The organism is Phenylobacterium sp. J426 (genome assembly GCF_024699945.1).
GTDB lineage: Bacteria > Pseudomonadota > Alphaproteobacteria > Caulobacterales > Caulobacteraceae > Phenylobacterium.
The window spans coordinates 2,436,053-2,451,677 of record NZ_JAJOMY010000001.1 but is presented as its reverse complement, the minus strand read 5'-3'; the positions used below and the strand labels follow the sequence as shown (position 1 = coordinate 2,451,677).

Annotated in this window: 14 protein-coding genes and 1 pseudogene; 8 read left to right on the top strand and 7 right to left on the bottom strand. The window is 69.9% G+C overall.

What is annotated here, in order from left to right; genetic code table 11:
- Positions 1-71 precede the first annotated feature (71 nt).
- The 5 genes from LRS10_RS12880 to LRS10_RS12860 all read left to right on the top strand — a co-directional run bounded on the left by LRS10_RS12880 (position 72) and on the right by LRS10_RS12860 (position 3,667).
- Positions 72-1,304: a serine hydrolase gene (locus LRS10_RS12880; protein WP_257837611.1), complete on the top strand. Its 1,233-nt coding sequence runs from the start codon at positions 72-74 to the stop codon at positions 1,302-1,304.
- A 41-nt stretch (positions 1,305-1,345) separates the two neighbouring features.
- Positions 1,346-1,579 (top strand): BolA family transcriptional regulator, encoded by a 234-nt coding sequence (locus LRS10_RS12875; protein ID WP_257837610.1) that lies wholly within the window; start codon positions 1,346-1,348, stop codon positions 1,577-1,579.
- 82 nt (positions 1,580-1,661) lie between these two features.
- Entirely contained in the window at positions 1,662-2,012 is a 351-nt protein-coding gene (grxD, locus tag LRS10_RS12870; RefSeq protein ID WP_257837609.1) for a Grx4 family monothiol glutaredoxin, read from the top strand.
- 98 nt (positions 2,013-2,110) lie between these two features.
- Positions 2,111-2,530, top strand: a complete 420-nt coding sequence (locus LRS10_RS12865) for a thioesterase family protein (RefSeq protein WP_257837608.1) — start codon at positions 2,111-2,113, stop codon at positions 2,528-2,530.
- Positions 2,531-2,566: 36 nt separating this feature from the next.
- Complete coding sequence (locus tag LRS10_RS12860; RefSeq protein WP_257837607.1) at positions 2,567-3,667, top strand: mechanosensitive ion channel family protein; 1,101 nt, start codon at positions 2,567-2,569, stop codon at positions 3,665-3,667.
- A 4-nt stretch (positions 3,668-3,671) separates the two neighbouring features.
- On the opposite strand, the gene LRS10_RS12855 is transcribed toward LRS10_RS12860, so the two are convergent.
- The 4 genes from LRS10_RS12855 to LRS10_RS12840 form a co-directional block, all read right to left on the bottom strand.
- Positions 3,672-4,217 (bottom strand): hypothetical protein, encoded by a 546-nt coding sequence (locus tag LRS10_RS12855; RefSeq protein WP_257837606.1) that lies wholly within the window; start codon positions 4,215-4,217, stop codon positions 3,672-3,674.
- Between the two features lie 284 nt (positions 4,218-4,501).
- A complete protein-coding gene (locus LRS10_RS12850) occupies positions 4,502-5,239 on the bottom strand; it encodes a hypothetical protein (RefSeq protein ID WP_257837605.1) in 738 nt (245 codons plus the stop codon).
- Between the two features lie 539 nt (positions 5,240-5,778).
- Complete coding sequence (gene rpsD / locus LRS10_RS12845; protein ID WP_257837604.1) at positions 5,779-6,396, bottom strand: 30S ribosomal protein S4; 618 nt, start codon at positions 6,394-6,396, stop codon at positions 5,779-5,781.
- A gap of 182 nt (positions 6,397-6,578) precedes the next feature.
- Positions 6,579-7,919, bottom strand: a complete 1,341-nt coding sequence (locus LRS10_RS12840) for a DUF1254 domain-containing protein (RefSeq protein WP_257837603.1) — start codon at positions 7,917-7,919, stop codon at positions 6,579-6,581.
- Positions 7,920-8,036: 117 nt separating this feature from the next.
- Here LRS10_RS12840 and LRS10_RS12835 point away from each other — a divergent pair, with 117 nt between their 5' ends.
- On the top strand, positions 8,037-8,729 hold the full coding sequence (locus LRS10_RS12835; RefSeq protein WP_257837602.1) for an FkbM family methyltransferase: 693 nt from the start codon (positions 8,037-8,039) through the stop codon (positions 8,727-8,729).
- On the opposite strand, the gene LRS10_RS12830 is transcribed toward LRS10_RS12835, so the two are convergent.
- A complete protein-coding gene (locus tag LRS10_RS12830) occupies positions 8,726-9,511 on the bottom strand; it encodes an RNA methyltransferase (RefSeq protein ID WP_257837601.1) in 786 nt (261 codons plus the stop codon). The two genes, LRS10_RS12835 and LRS10_RS12830, sit on opposite strands and share 4 nt — an antisense overlap.
- On the opposite strand from LRS10_RS12830, the gene LRS10_RS12825 reads away from it, so the two are divergent.
- Positions 9,510-10,532, top strand: coding sequence for a class A beta-lactamase-related serine hydrolase (locus LRS10_RS12825; protein ID WP_257837600.1), 1,023 nt, complete (start codon positions 9,510-9,512; stop codon positions 10,530-10,532). The two genes, LRS10_RS12830 and LRS10_RS12825, sit on opposite strands and share 2 nt — an antisense overlap.
- 85 nt (positions 10,533-10,617) lie before the next feature.
- On the top strand, positions 10,618-11,832 hold the full coding sequence (locus LRS10_RS12820; protein ID WP_257837599.1) for an NADP-dependent isocitrate dehydrogenase: 1,215 nt from the start codon (positions 10,618-10,620) through the stop codon (positions 11,830-11,832).
- A 65-nt stretch (positions 11,833-11,897) separates the two neighbouring features.
- Here LRS10_RS12820 and alaS read toward each other — a convergent pair.
- Positions 11,898-14,557, bottom strand: a pseudogene (gene alaS / locus LRS10_RS12815) (alanine--tRNA ligase).
- 208 nt (positions 14,558-14,765) lie between these two features.
- Positions 14,766-15,611, bottom strand: coding sequence for a cell division protein ZapB (locus LRS10_RS12810; RefSeq protein WP_257837598.1), 846 nt, complete (start codon positions 15,609-15,611; stop codon positions 14,766-14,768).
- Positions 15,612-15,625: the final 14 nt, after the last annotated feature.

Sequence of the window (15,625 nt, the reverse complement as noted above, 5' to 3'; positions counted from 1 at the left end):
TGCCGCTCTCCCGCTTCGGCGCCCATGATGCCGACCATTAGAACGAGAAGCATAGCCGGAGGAAGATTTCGATGGACGCCCATTCGCAGTGGACCGGGCTGGACGCTGGCCGCCTCGAGCGGATCACCGAGCATCTGGAGCGGAACTATATCGAGCCCGGCAAGATCACCGGCTGCCAGGTGAGCGTCGCCCGCCACGGCCACCTCGCCTACTTCAAGTCCTTCGGCCTGATGGACCGCGAGCGGAACAAGCCGACGCGGGATGACACGATCTACCGCATCTATTCGATGACCAAGCCCATCGCCTCGGTGGCGCTGATGACCTTGTATGAGCAGGGCCACTTCCAGCTGAACGACCCGGTGCACCGCTACGCGCCGTCGTGGCGGAACCATCGCGTCTGGGTGTCCGGCGAGGGCGAGGACATGGTGACGGAGCCGCTGGCGCGTCCGGTCAGCTTCCGCGACGTCCTGAGCCACACGGCCGGCTTCACGTACGGCGGCGGGCTGCCGGGCGTGGGCCTGCAGCATCCGATCGACAAGGTGTACCGCAGCCTGAAGATCCGCTCGATCGGCGGCCAGGATTCCATGGCCGCCTTCATGGACAAGATGGGCCAGGTGCCGCTGCGCTATCAGCCCGGGACCGCCTGGATGTACTCGCTGGCGACCGACGTGGTCGGCGCGCTGGTGGAGATCATCTCGGGCAAGCCGCTGGAGCAGTACCTGCGCGAGACCATCTTCGAGCCGCTGGGCATGAAGGACACGGCCTTCCACGTGGCGCCGGAGAAGCGCGAGCGGTTCGCGGCCAACTACGAACGCGGGGCGGACAAGCAGCTCAAGCTGATCGACGACCCGGAGACCTCGATCTTCCTCCAGCCGCCGGGCTTCCAGTCGGGCGGCGGCGGCCTGACCGGCACCAGCGCCGACTACCTGCGGTTCTGCGAGATGCTGCGCCGGGGCGGCGAGCTGGACGGCCATCGCGTGCTGGGTCCGCGCACCATCGAGATGATGCACATGAACCATCTGCCGGGGGGCAAGAGCCTGACCGAGCTGGCCATCGGCGCGTTCTCCGAGACGGCCTACGACGGCGTCGGCTTCGGCCTGGGCTTCGCGTCCACACAGGGTCAGGTGGAGAGCGGCGGCTACGGCCTGGGCGACTACTACTGGGGCGGCGCGGCCTCGACCATCTTCTGGGTGGACCCGAGGGAGGACCTCTCCGTCGTCTTCATGACCCAGCTGATGCCGTCGGCGACGTTCAACTTCCGCGGCCAGCTGAAGAACATCATCTATTCGGCCATCCTCGATTGAGGGCATCGACTGAGGCGGGGCGGCGGGGTTAGAACCCCGCCATGCCCATGGCCCTCGAAGACTTGGAAGCCGCCCTCAAGGAGGGCTTTCCGGACGCCGACATCCAGATCCAGGACCTGGCCGGCGACGGCGACCACTATCGCGCGCGTATCGTGTCGAAGGCTTTCGCCGGCCTGCCGCGCGTGCGCCAGCACCAGCTCGTCTATGCGGCGCTGAAGGGGAAGATGGGCGGCGAGCTGCACGCCCTGGCGCTGGAGACGTCGGCGCCGGCTTGAGGGACCACAGGGCGCGCTTGACCCTGAGGGTCGCCGTCCCTAGCTCTGGGCCAGACGATTTCCCGCCGAAAGGGCGACCGAGATGACCGACGCCGCGACCGCCAACCCCGCCGTGCACGACTGGATCGCCAAGGCGGTGGCCGACCACCCCGTGATCCTGTTCATGAAGGGCGTGCCCGAACAGCCCCGCTGCGGCTTCTCCGCCGTGGTGGTGCAGATCCTCGATCACCTGGGCGTCGAATTCACCGGCGTCGACGTGCTGCAGAACGAGCAGCTGCGCGAAGGCATCAAGACGTTCTCGGACTGGCCGACCATCCCGCAGCTCTATGTGAAGGGCGAGTTCGTGGGCGGCAGCGACATCGTCCGCGAGATGTTCCAGTCGGGCGAGCTGAAGACGCTCTTCGCCGAACAGGGCCTCCTGGCGGACGCGTAGGCGAAAGTGGAAGCCGGTTTCGCCGCTCGACGCGTCCGCACTCCAAGAATCGAGCCTCCTGTTCCGATTTGGACTGTCCAGATCGGGGAGGCTCTCGCGTGACGAAACTGCTCGAGCCGCCGGAGGGCCGGCAGGTCTTCCGTCTGACGTTCGAGCCGACGCCCGACGACATCGACGACAACGGCCATGTGAACAACGTTGTCTATCTGCGCTGGGCCCAGGACATGGGCACCAGCCACTGGCGGAGCCTCGCGCCGGCCGACGCCCAGGCCACCTGGGCTTGGATCGCGCTGCGCCATGAGATCGATTACCGCCGCGCCCTGATGCCAGGCGAGACCGCCCAGGGCCGCACCTGGGTGTCCGACGTGGCCGAGGGGCCGCGGTTCGACCGCTTCATCCGCATTGACGGCCCTGATGGCCAGATGTGCGCCCAGGTGCGCACCACCTGGGTGCTGATCGAGCAGGCCACCGGCAAGCCGCGACGGGTGCCGCCGTGGATGGTGGAGCTCTTCACCTAGGGTTGAACCCGACCGGCGTTCGGGGGTTGGACTCCGATGCCGATCGACAGCTTCATCCACGGGCTCGCGCCCTGGGCGCCGCCCTGGGCCGTAGGCCTGGTCCTGATCGCTCTCGCGCTGGTCGCCGCCATCGGCCTGCACGGCCTGCTGGTCCGCGCCGTGCGCAGAGGGTTGCGCCGCCGCAGCGATTTCACCCGCTCACTGGTCGTCCGGACCCGCGGCCCCGGCCGGCTGGCGCTGATGCTGCTGGCGGCCAGCTGGGCGATCCGCGTCAGCCCCGTTTCGGGCCGCGAAGCCGCCTTCATCCAGCACAGCCTGCTGGTGGCCTTCATCGTCCTGGTCGGCTGGGTGGCGCTGACCGCCCTCGACATCGGCTCGGCGCTCTACATGAAGCGCTTTCGGGTGGACGTGGCCGACAACCTGATCGCCCGCAAGCACTTCACCCAGGTGCGGATCCTGCGCCAGGCCAGCGCCATCCTGGTGATCGTCCTGACCTGCGCCTTCGCCCTGATGACCGTGCCCGGCGTGCGGCAGGTCGGCGTCAGCCTGCTGGCGGCGGGCGGGGCCGCCGGCATCATCGTGGGCTTCGCCCTGCAGCCGCTGCTGGCCAACATCATGGCCGGCGTCCAGATCGCGCTGACCCAGCCGATCCGCATCGACGACGCGCTCATCGTCGAGGGCGAATGGGGCGTGGTGGAGGAGATCACCTCGGCCTATGTGGTGATCCGCATCTGGGACAAGCGACGGCTGGTCGTGCCGCTGAAGTACTTCCTGGAGAAGCCGTTCCAGAACTGGACCCGCACGACCGCCGACCTGATCGGCGTCGTCCTGCTGTACCTGGACTATTCCACGCCCCTCGAGCCTCTGCGCCGCAAGCTGCAGGAGATCGTCGAAGCCTCGCCGCTCTGGGACCGGGAAACTGTCGTGCTGCAGGTCACCGACGCCCGTGAGCGCACGATGGAGGTGCGCTGCCTGGTGGGCGCCCGGAACGCCGGAGACGCCTTCGACCTGCGCTGCGCGGTCCGCGAGGGGCTGATCGCCTTCCTCAACGACCGGTATCCGCACGCCCTGCCCCGCGACCGGCTGGAGGTCTACCCCGCCGAAACGCCGGAACACGAGCGCCGGGCGCTGCAGTAACCGCTCACGCCGCGGGCTGGGCGGGCGCGCCTGGCCTCGGCGGCGACGCCGGCTCGGCGGCCTCCTCAGCCTCGGCGGCCTTGGCTGCGGCCTGCGCCTCGGCCTCGGAGCGCCCCGCCAGGAGGGCCCGCGCCTGGGCGGCGAACGCGCCGGCGTGAGGGTTGTTGATCACCGGCGCCAGCACGCGCCGCGCATCCTCCAGGCGGCCCTTCTTCAGCAGCGCAAGCCCCGCACGCAGTGCGTTCTCCTGCACCGAGGGGGCCAGGGCCCGAGCCTCCAGCAGCACGGTCATGTCGTTGTCGGTGGGGAACTCGGGCTCCACCGACCGGGCCAGGGCATAGGCGTAGAGCGGGCGAAAGTCCTCCTTGTCGAGCGCGTAGGCCTTGCCCAGGTGCGGCCGGGCCGCCCGGAAGCGGACGACGCGGTCCTCAGGCTCCCGCTCGCGCATGCCGGCCAGGATCTGGCCCGTCCCAGCCATCAGCAGGTTCTCGACGTCGTCCGGCCGGGCCGCCAGCAGCGTCCGGACAATGGCCTCCCCCTCTGGCCACATCCCCCATGACGAACTCCGCCCGCGCCAGCGTCCGCTGGGCGAACGGATCGGCGGGATAACGTTGCGCGCGGCCGCGGACGCCATCCAGGTAAGCCTGGTCGAGCTCGCCCGTCGGGCTCAGGATGAGGCGCGCGTGGTCCAGCACGAACTCGGCCTCGCCCGGCCCGAGCCGGTCGGTCTTCACACTCTCCGCCGCCGGGGGCGGGACGCGCACCATGAACAGCCGCAGCTTGCGATAGCGGCGCAGTTCACGGTCGAGCGCCGCGGCGTCCAGCCCGGTGGCGTCATGAAAGGCCTGAAGCGGCGCGGGCGCCGGCGGCGATGGCCGTCAGCGCCTTCTCCAGCTGCTTGGTCCGGGCGTCATCACTGTACATGTAGTGGGCGAGCAGCCAGGACTGGGAATAGTAGGCGTAGCGGTCACGCTTGCGGGTTTCGCCCGTCGTCTTGCCGAAGATGTCCTCCCACGGCAGCCAGGAGGCGAAGAACAGCGCCTCGGCGCGGTCCTGGTTGTAGCCGCCGACCTTCACCCCGCCCTCGGTGATCTCGGCGGTCATGAAGTACTCCGCGAACCCCTCCACGAACCAGGCGGGATAGGCGCTGGGGAAGTTCTCCAGCATGAAGTGGTGGGCGTACTCGTGGAACAGCACGTCGTCGGCCTGCATGCCGCCTGCGGTGGCTGCGGCGGCGACGATCCCTTCGTTCGAAGCCGAGTAGAAGCCGGCGACCTGGTTCGGCAGGCCAGGGCGGATCCGGCGCAGGTCGCGGACGCCATCGACCAGGTAGACATGCACCTTGGTCGCCGTCGCCTTGGTCTTGGTGACGGGATGGAAGACCCTCAGCATGCTGTCGAAGGTCTGCAGCTTGACCGCGAAATCACGGACCTTCGCCTCGCGGCCCTCGCCATAGACGACGAACCGGTCGGTCTCGGCCCGATACCAGTCGGCCTTGGCCGGGCCAGCGGCCAGGAAGCCCGCCGCCAGAAACGCGCCGCAGATCAGTCGCAGCCGAACGGCCCAGAACATGGAGACGATCACCCAGGGTTGCATCGTCCTCACGATACCGACCACGGCGAGCCTGTCGAGGCGTTGCGGCTCGGGCCCCCGGCGCAATCATGAGCGGATTGAGCAACACCACCTGCGACCCGGGCGGCAATCCGAGCTCGCTCCAGGTGAAGGCGAGATCGACCTGGCCGGCCGCAGACCCGGGCGGAATGCGGCACGCGTCGACCCTGGCGCGGCCGAACGCCAGCCGGGCGGGCCCGCCGCCGGTCGGCCGCTCCAGGTAGAAGCGCATGTCGGCCTTGGCCGTGCAGCCCTTCGAGGCGACCCGGATGATCAGTCCCTCTTCCGTGGGCCAGGCGAGATGCAGCGGCTCCAGTTCCGGCAGCGTGGCGCCGGCCGGGGTGAGCAGTCGTGGCGGCGGCAGGCGAGTTGGCGTCGTCGCGCAGGCCGCCACGCCCAGCAGTCCCAGCAGCACCCATCGTCGGTTCATCGGGCCACCATAGCAAAAGGCCCCGGATCGCTCCGGGGCCTTCGCAAGCTTTTCCGAACGGGTCAGCGTCTTACGACGCGTAGAATTCGACGACCAGGTTCGGCTCCATCTTCACCGGGTACGGCACTTCGGCCAGTTCCGGCGCGCGGACGAAGGTGGCGCTCATGCCCTTCACGTCCACGGTGATGTAGTCGGGGGTGTCACGCTCGCCCGACTGCAGGGCCTCGAGCACGAGGGCCATGTTGCGCGAACGCTCGCGGACCGAGACGACGTCGCCCGGCTTCACGCGATAGGAGGCGATGTTCACGCGCTTGCCGTTCACCAGGACGTGGCCGTGGTTGACGAACTGACGGGCGGCGAACGGAGTGGGGACGAACTTGGAGCGGTAGACGACCGCATCCAGGCGCGACTCCAGCAGCGCGATCAGGTTCTCCGAGGTGTTGCCCTTGCGGCGCGCAGCTTCCGTATAGATGCGGACGAACTGCTTCTCGGTGATGTTGCCGTAGTAGCCCTTCAGCTTCTGCTTGGCGCGCAGCTGCAGGCCGAAATCCGAGACCTTGCTCTTGCGGCGCTGGCCGTGCTGGCCGGGGCCGTAGGCGCGGGTGTTGATCGGCGACTTCGGACGACCCCAGACGTTTTCGCCCATCCGGCGGTCGAGTTTGTACTTGGCGCTATGGCGCTTGGACATATTCCACTCTCTGTCGACGCGGGCCGGCTCCTCCCTCATTGGAGGCGCGATCTCAACGGCGGCTTCGCATCAATCCGTCATAGACTTGCCGACCGTCCGGGCAGGCCCGGCGGCGGAAGAGGCGCGGATATGCCGAGCGAGGCGCGGAGAGTCAAGAAAACTCCCGTCCGCGTCCTCAGCCCTCAGGCCTTCACAATCCGCGGCACGCGCCAGCGGCCGTCCAGCAGCTCCTGTCGGGGGAGGTAGGCGCGCAGACTCATGGTGAAGGGCCCGGACTTCGGCGCCGGCAGCCAGTTGGCTGCGCGAGCGCCCCCGGGGTTGGCGCGGGCGATCCAGATGTCGAGCGAGCCATCCCGGTTCCGGGCGAGACCCGGCGTGCGGTCGCCGATGGCATAGCGCCTGGCCTCGTTCTCCACGAGGAAGAACTGCCCCTCGGGCGTACCCTCGTACATCGTCAGCGACCAGAAGCCGTCCACCGGGGGCAGCTTGCCGGCAGGGAAGTGGAGGCGATAGGGCCCAGCGCCGGTGAACATCCGGCCGCTGTCGCCCTCGGGGTGCATGTACATGGCCTCGGCGGGCGGAAGCGCGGCAAGGCCGCCGAGCGCCACAGCGGCGCGGAAGGCGTATGCCTGATTGTAGAAGCCCAGGGTGTTGGGCGGATAGGTCCAGCCGTCGACCACCCGGCCGGCGCCCGCCCCGATGGGCCCCGCGCTGCGCAGGGCGGCCTTGGCGTCGGCGACGCCGGCTTCGATCTCGGCCACCTCGGCGGCCGAGAACCGCGCGCGGTCGAAATCGCCCCGCGGGGTGAGCCCCAAGGCGGCGACCCGAGCGAAGAAGGCGCCGTCCGTGACCGACGGCGGGTCGGCCTTGAGCATGGCGGCGACGCCTTCGAGATAGTCGAGCGCCGGGGCCTGGCGGCCGGGAACTTTGGGCCACGCGGCGATGAGCCCCGCGCCTGTCGGACCTTCGAGGATCAGCCCGTCCTGCACCTTGTGGACCGCAGGCAGGTCGGCCTCGCCGTCGACCAGCGTCCGGGCCAGCAGCCAGGCGTGTGGCGTGGCGATACGCACGACGCCGGGGCCGCCGCCGGCCTGGCCCGGTCCGACCAGGATGAAACGGCCGCCGTTCCCGCCGGTCGTGCGCGTACCGATCACCGCGTCATTGTCCGTGAACATGTTCATGGCCGCCACCGAGATGTAGCGGTCGCCGGTGGGCGGGATGGTCAGCGTCACCGGCCCCTGGGTGAGGTCGAGCCAGGCGCTGGAATAGAGCGTGTCGTTGTTGGGCGCCGTGACGGCGCGGCTCTCCGGGCCCGCCAGCCGGCGGGCATGGGCGAAACGATTGGCGCCGGGGTTGAGGGTCGCGAACGCCCGCGCCCGTGTGCCGGCCATCTCGATCAGCGGCAGGCCGTAGAGCCAGGCCTCGCGGGCAGCGGCGCGGAGCGGACTTGCAACCGTCTGGGCGGCGGCGGCCGGCGCCAGCCCCATGGCCGCGGCGGCAAGCACGAGCTGTCTGCGGTTCATCGACGTTCCCCCTGTCTTGCCGCCATCAAGCCTGCTGGCGCGGGCGTTGTCATCCGTGTCTCGCAAGCCGTCCCGCGCCGCGTTTCACGGCCGCGCATTTCATGGCAAAGGCGAGCCATGTCGATCACCCACGTTCCCGGCGTCCTGACCGAGTTCTCCCACCGCGGCCGACAGGTGCGGTTCTTCGTCAAGAACATGGCCGACGCCGTGCAGAACTTCCATCTGAACGGCAACTTCTACGAGGCCGACACCCTCTCGGTCATCGAGGGCTATCTGAGGCCGGGCGACGTGTTCCTGGACGTGGGCGCCAACGTCGGCAACCATGCCATCTACGTGGCGCTGTACTGCCAGCCGGGCGAGGTGATCGTAGTCGAGCCGAACCCAGAGGCCATCCCGCTGCTCCGGGCCAATCTGGCGCTCAACTACCTCGTCGTGAACACCCAGCACGTGGGCGTCGGCCTGTCCGATGCGCCCCGCCAGGTCGTGGCCCAGTTCCCGCGCAACAACCTGGGCGCCGCCCGGATGGTGGAGCAGGAAGACGGCCGGCTGCGCCTGGTGGTCGGCGACGAGCTGTTCGCCGACCGCAAGATCGACTTCATCAAGATCGACGTCGAGGGCCACGAGCTGGGCGTGCTGAACGGCCTCAAGCGGACTCTGGCCGCCAACCGTCCGACAATCTTCCTCGAGATCGACACGGCGAACCGCGATGCGGTCTTCGCCTGGATCGAAGAGCACGGCTATGAAGTGGCCCACGCCTTCCGGCAGTACACGCTGACCCAGAACGTGATCCTGAGACCGAAGGCAGGCTAGTCGCCGCCGTCGTTCTCCTTCTTGCGGGCGATCTTCTCCAGCACCTTGCCGCGGCCGCGACTGAGCGCGGTGACGACGCCGCGCAGCGTGCGGACCTCCTGGTCGGTGAAGCGCGCCTTCCCGAGCGCCGAGCGCAGGTTCTGGATCATGTTGGGAGTCTTCTCGGGAGGGTGGAAGAAGCCCGAGGCCTCCAACTCGCGTTCGAGGTGCTCGTAAAGGCCAAGAAGCGCCTCGCCAGTGGCCGGACCTGGGCCTTGGCGGAAGTTGGTCGGCGGGCGATCGGCGGCGCTGGCCTGCCACTCGTAGGCGTTGATGGCGACGGCCTGGGCGAGGTTCAGCGACCGGAAGCGCGGGTCGATCGGGATGGTCACCACCGCCTGGCACAGCGCGATGTCCTGGGTCTCGAGGCCGGCGCGTTCGCCGCCAAACAGCAGGCCTGTGCGCTGGCCCTCGCCAGCGGCCTGGCGCAGCTCGGCCGCGCCCTGGCGGGGCGTGATCACCGGCAGGGTCAGCTCGCGCGGGCGGGCGGTCGTTGCGAACACCAGCGTCAGGTCGGCGATGGCGTCTGCGACGCTGTCGAACACGCGCGCGCCGTTCAGCGGCCAGTCGGCGCCGGAGGCCGAAGCCCAGGCGCGTTCCTGGGGCCAGCCGTCGCGCGGATTCACCAGCCGCAGCTCGGAGAGGCCGAAGTTGGCCATGACGCGCGCCACGCTGCCGATGTTCTCCGCGAGCTGTGGCGCGTTCAGGATGACGACAGGAACAGTAGGCGAAGCTTCGGACATGCCGCGTTTAGAGAAGCCATCCCGCGCGAACGCAACCCTCAGCCGGCGCACCGTGCTGGCCGGGGGCGCCGCGCTGGGGCTCGTCCTCGGGGCTGGCGGCTGCCAGGACCAGCCGCTGACGGCCTCGCGGACGCCGAGGCTCGACATGGACCGGCTGAACACCGGCGTGGCGGAGATCGCCGAACGGATCGCCCCCGGGGCGCTGGGCGTCGGGCTGACCAATCTGGAGAGCGGCGAGCACTTCAGCTTCGAGGGCGAGCGTCCGTTCCCGATGGCCGGCGCGTTCGTGCTGCCCCTGGCGGCGGCGGTCACCGCCGAGGCGGAGGCCGGGCGCCTGTCGCTGGACGAGCGGACGGTTCTGGAGGCGCAGCAGCTGTCGCCGCCTCCTTCTGCGATCGCCGAGGCCTGGCCGGCGCGGCGCGATTTCACCCTGGGCGAGCTGATGACCGCCGCGGTGGCGGGCGACAGCACCGCGGCCGACGTCCTGATGAAGCGGATCGGCGGTCCCGGCGCGGTCACCGCCTGGCTGGACGCCAAGCGCGCGCGGGGCGTACGGGTCGACCGCTACGCCCGCGAGGTGATGGTGGAGCGGCACGGCCTGCCGTCGTTCCGGCCGGAGTGGCGGACCGAGGCCGTCTTCCAACAGGCGCTGGCCAAGGCGCCGCAGCCGGCGCGGCTGGCGGCCCTGCAGCGCTACGTCGCCGATCCGCGCGACACCGCCACGCCGGTGGGCATGCTGGAGTTCCTGGGCAAGCTGGGTGGCGGCGAGCTCGTCTCGCGGGCCGCCGGGCGTGAGCTCATCCGGATGATCCGGCGGGGCGAGGGCCGGGCCCACCTGATCTCGACGGCCCGGCCGGACCTGGGCATCACCCCGGCGCTGGTGGACGTGGGCGTGTTCACCCTGCCCGAGCGGCGCGCCTATGCGCTGACGATCTTCGCCTCGGGGCTGAGGCTCGACGAACAGGCCCGGGCGAAACTGCTGGCCGACGTCGCGGCGCTGGCTCGATCAAGCGTCGGTTAAGTCGCGGCTTCGGCCTTTGCGGTCGCTGCGTGAGGCGGCTATACGGCCCCGACACTCGAATTACCGTCCGGAGCGCCTCCCCCTCATGGCCAAGATCAAAGTCGCCAACCCTGTCGTCGACCTCGACGGGGACGAGATGACCCGCATCATCTGGAAGCTGATCAAGGACAAGCTGATCTTCCCGTACCTCGACCTGCCGATCGAGTACTACGACCTGGGCGTCGAGCACCGCGACGCCACCGAGGACAAGGTCACCATCGAGGCGGCCGAGGCGATCAAGAAGTACGGCGTCGGCATCAAGTGCGCGACGATCACGCCGGACGAGGCCCGTGTCGAAGAGTTCAAGCTCAAGAAGATGTGGAAGTCGCCGAACGGCACCATCCGCAACATCCTGGGCGGCGTCGTCTTCCGCGAGCCGATCATCTGCAAGAACGTTCCGCGCCTGATCCCCGGCTGGACGCAGCCGATCATCGTGGGCCGTCACGCCTTCGGCGACCAGTACAAGGCCACCGACTTCGTGGTGCCCGGCAAGGGCAAGCTGAAGATCAGCTGGGAAGGCGAGGACGGCCAGAAGATCGAGCACGACGTGTTCGACTTCCCGGGCGGCGGCGTCGCCATGGGCATGTACAACCTCGACTCGTCGATCCGCGAGTTCGCCCACGCCTGCTTCGCCTACGGCCTGAACCGCAACTACCCGGTCTATCTGTCGACGAAGAACACCATCCTCAAGGCCTATGACGGGCGCTTCAAGGACATCTTCGCCGAGATCTTCGAGGCCGAGTACGCCGAGCAGTACAAGGCCGCGGGCCTGGTCTACGAGCACCGCCTGATCGACGACATGGTCGCCTCGGCGCTGAAGTGGTCGGGCGCCTTCATCTGGGCGTGCAAGAACTACGACGGCGACGTGCAGTCGGACCAGGTGGCCCAGGGCTTCGGCTCGCTGGGCCTGATGACCTCGGTCCTGGTGACGCCGGACGGCAAGACGCTGGAGGCCGAGGCCGCCCACGGCACCGTCACCCGCCACTTCCGCCAGCACCAGCGCGGCGAGAGCACCTCGACCAACTCGATCGCCTCGATCTTCGCCTGGACCCGGGGCCTGGAGCACCGCGCCAAGCTGGACGGCAACGAGGAGCTGGCCCGCTTCGCCAAGACCCTGGAGCAGGTCTGCGTCGACACCGTCGAGAGCGGCTCGATGACCAAGGACCTGGCCCTGCTGGTCGGCGACACCCAGGGGTGGCTGACCACCGAGGGCTTCATCGACAAGGTGGCCGCGAACCTGGACAAGGCGCTGGCGGCTTAAGGCCCCCTCGCCTCACGCGGTACTCAGAGCGCCCGCCGCGGACCCCGCGGCGGGCGTTTTGCCGTCTAGCCCGCCAGCGCGGCCTTGATGGCGTCGAGGCCGTCCTGGGCCTTGGAGCCATCGGGGGCGCCGCCCTGGGCGAAGTCGGGACGGCCGCCGGCGCCCTGGCCGCCCATGGCGAGCACCGCGGCCTTGGCGAGCTCGCCGGCGTTGAACTTCGCGGTCGCAGAGCCGGTGATCGCCACGGTGACGGCCGCCTTGCCCTCGGCCACGCCCACCAGCGCGATGACGCCGTCGGGGAGCTGCTTCTTGAACTCCTCGGCGATGGGCCGCAGGTCCTTGCCGCCGACGCCGTCCATGACGCGGGCCAGCACCTTCACGCCGCCGATCTCCTCAGGACCCGCCGCGGCCCCGCCGCCGCCGCCGCCCATGGCGAGCTGGCGCTTGGCGTCGGCCAGCTCCTTCTCGAGCTTGCGGGCCTGGGCCTGCAGGCCCTCGACGCGGGCGACGACCTCGGCCACCGGGACCTTGAACTGCTCGGCCAGGCCCTTGGCGACGCCGGCCTGCTCCAGCAGGTAGCGGCGCGCGGCCTCGCCGGTCAGGGCCTCGATCCGGCGGACGCCGGCCGCCACGCCCTGCTCCGACACCACCTTGAAGAGCGCGATGTCTCCGGTGCGGGCGACGTGGGTGCCGCCGCAGAGCTCGACGGAATAGTCGCCCTCGCCCGTCAGCGCCTTGCCGAGGGTGAGCACGCGCACGGTGTCGCCGTACTTCTCGCCGAACAGGGCCATGGCGCCGGCCTCGATGGCCTCGGCGGGCTTCATGTTCTTGGTCTCGGCCGCGAGGTTCTGGCGGACCACGGCGTTCACCTCGGCCTCGATGCGGTCGATCTCGTCGGCCGTGAGCGGGCCGCCGTGGCTGAAGTCGAAGCGGATGCGCTCGCCGTCGACCATCTGGCCCTTCTGGGTCACGTGCGGCCCCAGCACGTTGCGCAGGGCGGCGTGCAGCAGGTGGGTGGCCGAGTGGTTGGCCCGCGTGGTGGTGCGGTTCTCGGCGTCGACCATCAGGTGCGCACGGGCGCCGGGCGCGAGACGGCCCTCGGTGATCTCGATGTCGTGGACGTGGAGGTCGCCGGCCTGCTTCTGGACGTCGAGGACCCGGCCTTTCCCGCCGTCCCACTCGACCTCGCCCTTGTCGCCGGCCTGGCCGCCGCTCTCGGCGTAGAAGGGCGTGCGGTCGAACAGCGCCTGGACGGTCTCGCCCACGCCCGCCTGCTCCACCTCCTGGCCGTCCTTGACCAGCACCAGGAGCTCGGCCGTCGCCTCGGTGTTGTCGTAGCCCACGAAGTCGGTCTGGCCGAGGCGCTCGCGAATGGAGAACCACTCGGCCGCCGCCGCCTGCTGGCCCGAGCCGGTCCAGGCCTCGCGCGCCATCTCGCGCTGGCGGGTCATGGCGGCGTCGAACTCGTCGAGGTTGACGGTCAGGCCCTTGGCGCGGACCGCGTCCTGGGTGAGGTCGAGCGGGAAGCCGTAGGTGTCGTAGAGCTTGAACGCCACCTCGCCCGAGAGGACGTCGCCCTCGGCGAGCCCAGCGGTCGCTTCTTCGAGAAGCGTCATGCCGCGGCCCAGCGTGCGGCGGAACCGCTCCTCCTCGTCCTTCAGGGTGTGGACGATGCTGGCCTCGGCGCGGCGCAGGTCGGGATAGGCGTCGCCCATCAGCTTGACCAGCGTGGGGGCCACCCGGTGCATCAGCGGGGTCTCGGCGCCCAGCAGGTGGGCGTGGCGCATGGCCCGGCGCATGATCCGGCGCAGGACGTAGCCGCGGCCCTCGTTCGACGGCAGCACGCCGTCGGCGATCAGGAAGCTGGACGAGCGCAGGTGGTCGGCGATGACCCGGTGCGAGGGCGTGGTCTCGCTGTCGGGCTGGCCGAGCTCGGCCTTGATCGCGGCGATCAGGTCCTTGAACAGGTCGACGTCGTAGTTGTCGTGCACGCCCTGCAGCACGGCGGCCACGCGCTCCAAGCCGGCGCCGGTGTCGATCGAGGGCTTGGGCAGCGGGGTGCGCGTGCCGTCGGCGAACTGCTCGAACTGCATGAAGACGAGGTTCCAGATCTCGACGAACCGGTCGCCGTCCTCGTCCGGGCTGCCGGGGGGCCGCCGGGGATATGGTCGCCGTGGTCGTAGAAGATCTCGGAGCACGGGCCGCAGGGGCCGGTGTCGCCCATGGACCAGAAGTTGTCCGAGGTGGCGATGCGGATGATCTTCTCGTCGGGCAGGCCCGCGATCTTCTTCCAGAGGTCGGCCGCCTCGTCGTCGGTGTGGTAGACGGTGACCAGCAGCTTCTCAGGGGGCAGGCCCCACACCTTGGTGAGCAGCTCCCAGGCGTGGCTGATGGCGTCGGCCTTGAAGTAGTCGCCGAACGAGAAGTTGCCCAGCATCTCGAAGAAGGTGTGATGGCGGGCGGTGTAGCCGACGTTGTCGAGGTCGTTGTGCTTGCCGCCGGCGCGGACGGCCTTCTGCGAGGAGGCCGCGCGCGGCCAGGGCGGCGTCTCGGCGCCGGTGAAGTAGTTCTTGAACGGCACCATGCCGGCGTTGACGAACAGCAGCGTCGGGTCGTTCTGCGGCACCAGCGGAGCCGACGGAACGACGGCGTGCCCCTTGCTCTCGAAGAACTGCAGGAACTGCGCGCGGATCTCGTTCAGCGAAGGCTTGGGCAGGCTCGGCATGGGGTCTCGTCTGCGGAAACAATGACTTCAGCCCCCACATGTGGGGGCGCGGTCCGTTTACGCGAAGACGGGGGTTGAGGGGAAGCGCGCCCTGGGCGAAGGCGGGGCGCTTCCCTGGCCCGTCAGCCGCGACGGCCGCGGAACCAGAACAGGCCGAGCGCCAGCAGGACCATCGGCAGGATCAGCAGCAGCGTGCCGACAACGCCCATCATTGGCCGGCCCCCAGCGGGTTCGGAGCCGTGGCCGCGCGTCGGGCGTGCAGCCGCTCGCGCTCTTCGCGCAGCCGCTGGTTCTCGGCGGAAAGGTCGGTCACGTCGCCCTCGAGCTGAGCCACGCGCTGCTTGAGGTAGGCGTTCTCGCGGGCCAGGTCCGGCGGTGGGGGCGCTTGCGGGGAAACGGGAGGGGCGCCGCTCATCGGCGACGGGCCGGCGCGAGGACGCGCATCGCCGCGGGCAGGGCGAGCGCCGCCGCCACGCCGAGCGCGGAGAGCAGGAACAGTACGGACATGGCAGGGACAGTCCCAGGCGACGCCACGTCGGCTCGTGATCGGACCGCGCGGCTCGCGGCACAGGAGACGACGGCGTCTGACCTTGCATATGGGGACGCCGCCGTACGGATGACAGGTGCGCGGGGGAAATAGGCCGAGCCGCCGGCGGACCTCAGCCGGAGCCCTGCCAGGCGGGCGCGCGCCTGGAGGCTGGTGGGGGGCCCTTTGGTCGTCGGGGATGCGGCGCACGACGCCGTCGTCGCCGGCCTGGAAGCCCAGGCGGGCCAGCACGCGGGCCACCTGGTCGGCGAGGTCGTCGGTGAAGAAGGTGTCGGACGCGGACTCCGCCCACGTCGCCTCCATGAGGTCCTCCTCGAAGGCCTCGTGCTCCTCGGCGTCCATGCCCTCGATCTCGCGCCAGATCAGCGCCTCGACCCCGTCGCGGACCTGCGCCTCGCGATGGCGGACCCGCTCGCGCTCCGCGCTCGCCGCGCGGGCGGCCGCTTCGCGCGCCTCGCGCTGGGCGTCGCGGGCGAGCTTCGCCTCCAGCGCCAGGCTCTGGCGCACGGAGCGGAGATCCG

Bases quoted from the DNA above. Each gene is read 5' to 3' on its own strand.
- LRS10_RS12880 (WP_257837611.1), top strand. From the start codon at position 72: ATGGACGCCCATTCGCAGTGGACCGGGCTGGACGCTGGCCGCCTCGAG.
- LRS10_RS12875 (WP_257837610.1), top strand. From the start codon at position 1,346: ATGCCCATGGCCCTCGAAGACTTGGAAGCCGCCCTCAAGGAGGGCTTT.
- grxD (WP_257837609.1), top strand. From the start codon at position 1,662: ATGACCGACGCCGCGACCGCCAACCCCGCCGTGCACGACTGGATCGCC.
- LRS10_RS12860 (WP_257837607.1), top strand. From the start codon at position 2,567: ATGCCGATCGACAGCTTCATCCACGGGCTCGCGCCCTGGGCGCCGCCC.
- LRS10_RS12855 (WP_257837606.1), bottom strand. From the start codon at position 4,217: ATGTGGCCAGAGGGGGAGGCCATTGTCCGGACGCTGCTGGCGGCCCGG.
- LRS10_RS12850 (WP_257837605.1), bottom strand. From the start codon at position 5,239: ATGTTCTGGGCCGTTCGGCTGCGACTGATCTGCGGCGCGTTTCTGGCG.
- rpsD (WP_257837604.1), bottom strand. From the start codon at position 6,396: ATGTCCAAGCGCCATAGCGCCAAGTACAAACTCGACCGCCGGATGGGC.
- LRS10_RS12840 (WP_257837603.1), bottom strand. From the start codon at position 7,919: ATGAACCGCAGACAGCTCGTGCTTGCCGCCGCGGCCATGGGGCTGGCG.
- LRS10_RS12835 (WP_257837602.1), top strand. From the start codon at position 8,037: ATGTCGATCACCCACGTTCCCGGCGTCCTGACCGAGTTCTCCCACCGC.
- LRS10_RS12825 (WP_257837600.1), top strand. From the start codon at position 9,510: ATGCCGCGTTTAGAGAAGCCATCCCGCGCGAACGCAACCCTCAGCCGG.
- LRS10_RS12830 (WP_257837601.1), bottom strand. From the start codon at position 9,511: ATGTCCGAAGCTTCGCCTACTGTTCCTGTCGTCATCCTGAACGCGCCA.
- LRS10_RS12820 (WP_257837599.1), top strand. From the start codon at position 10,618: ATGGCCAAGATCAAAGTCGCCAACCCTGTCGTCGACCTCGACGGGGAC.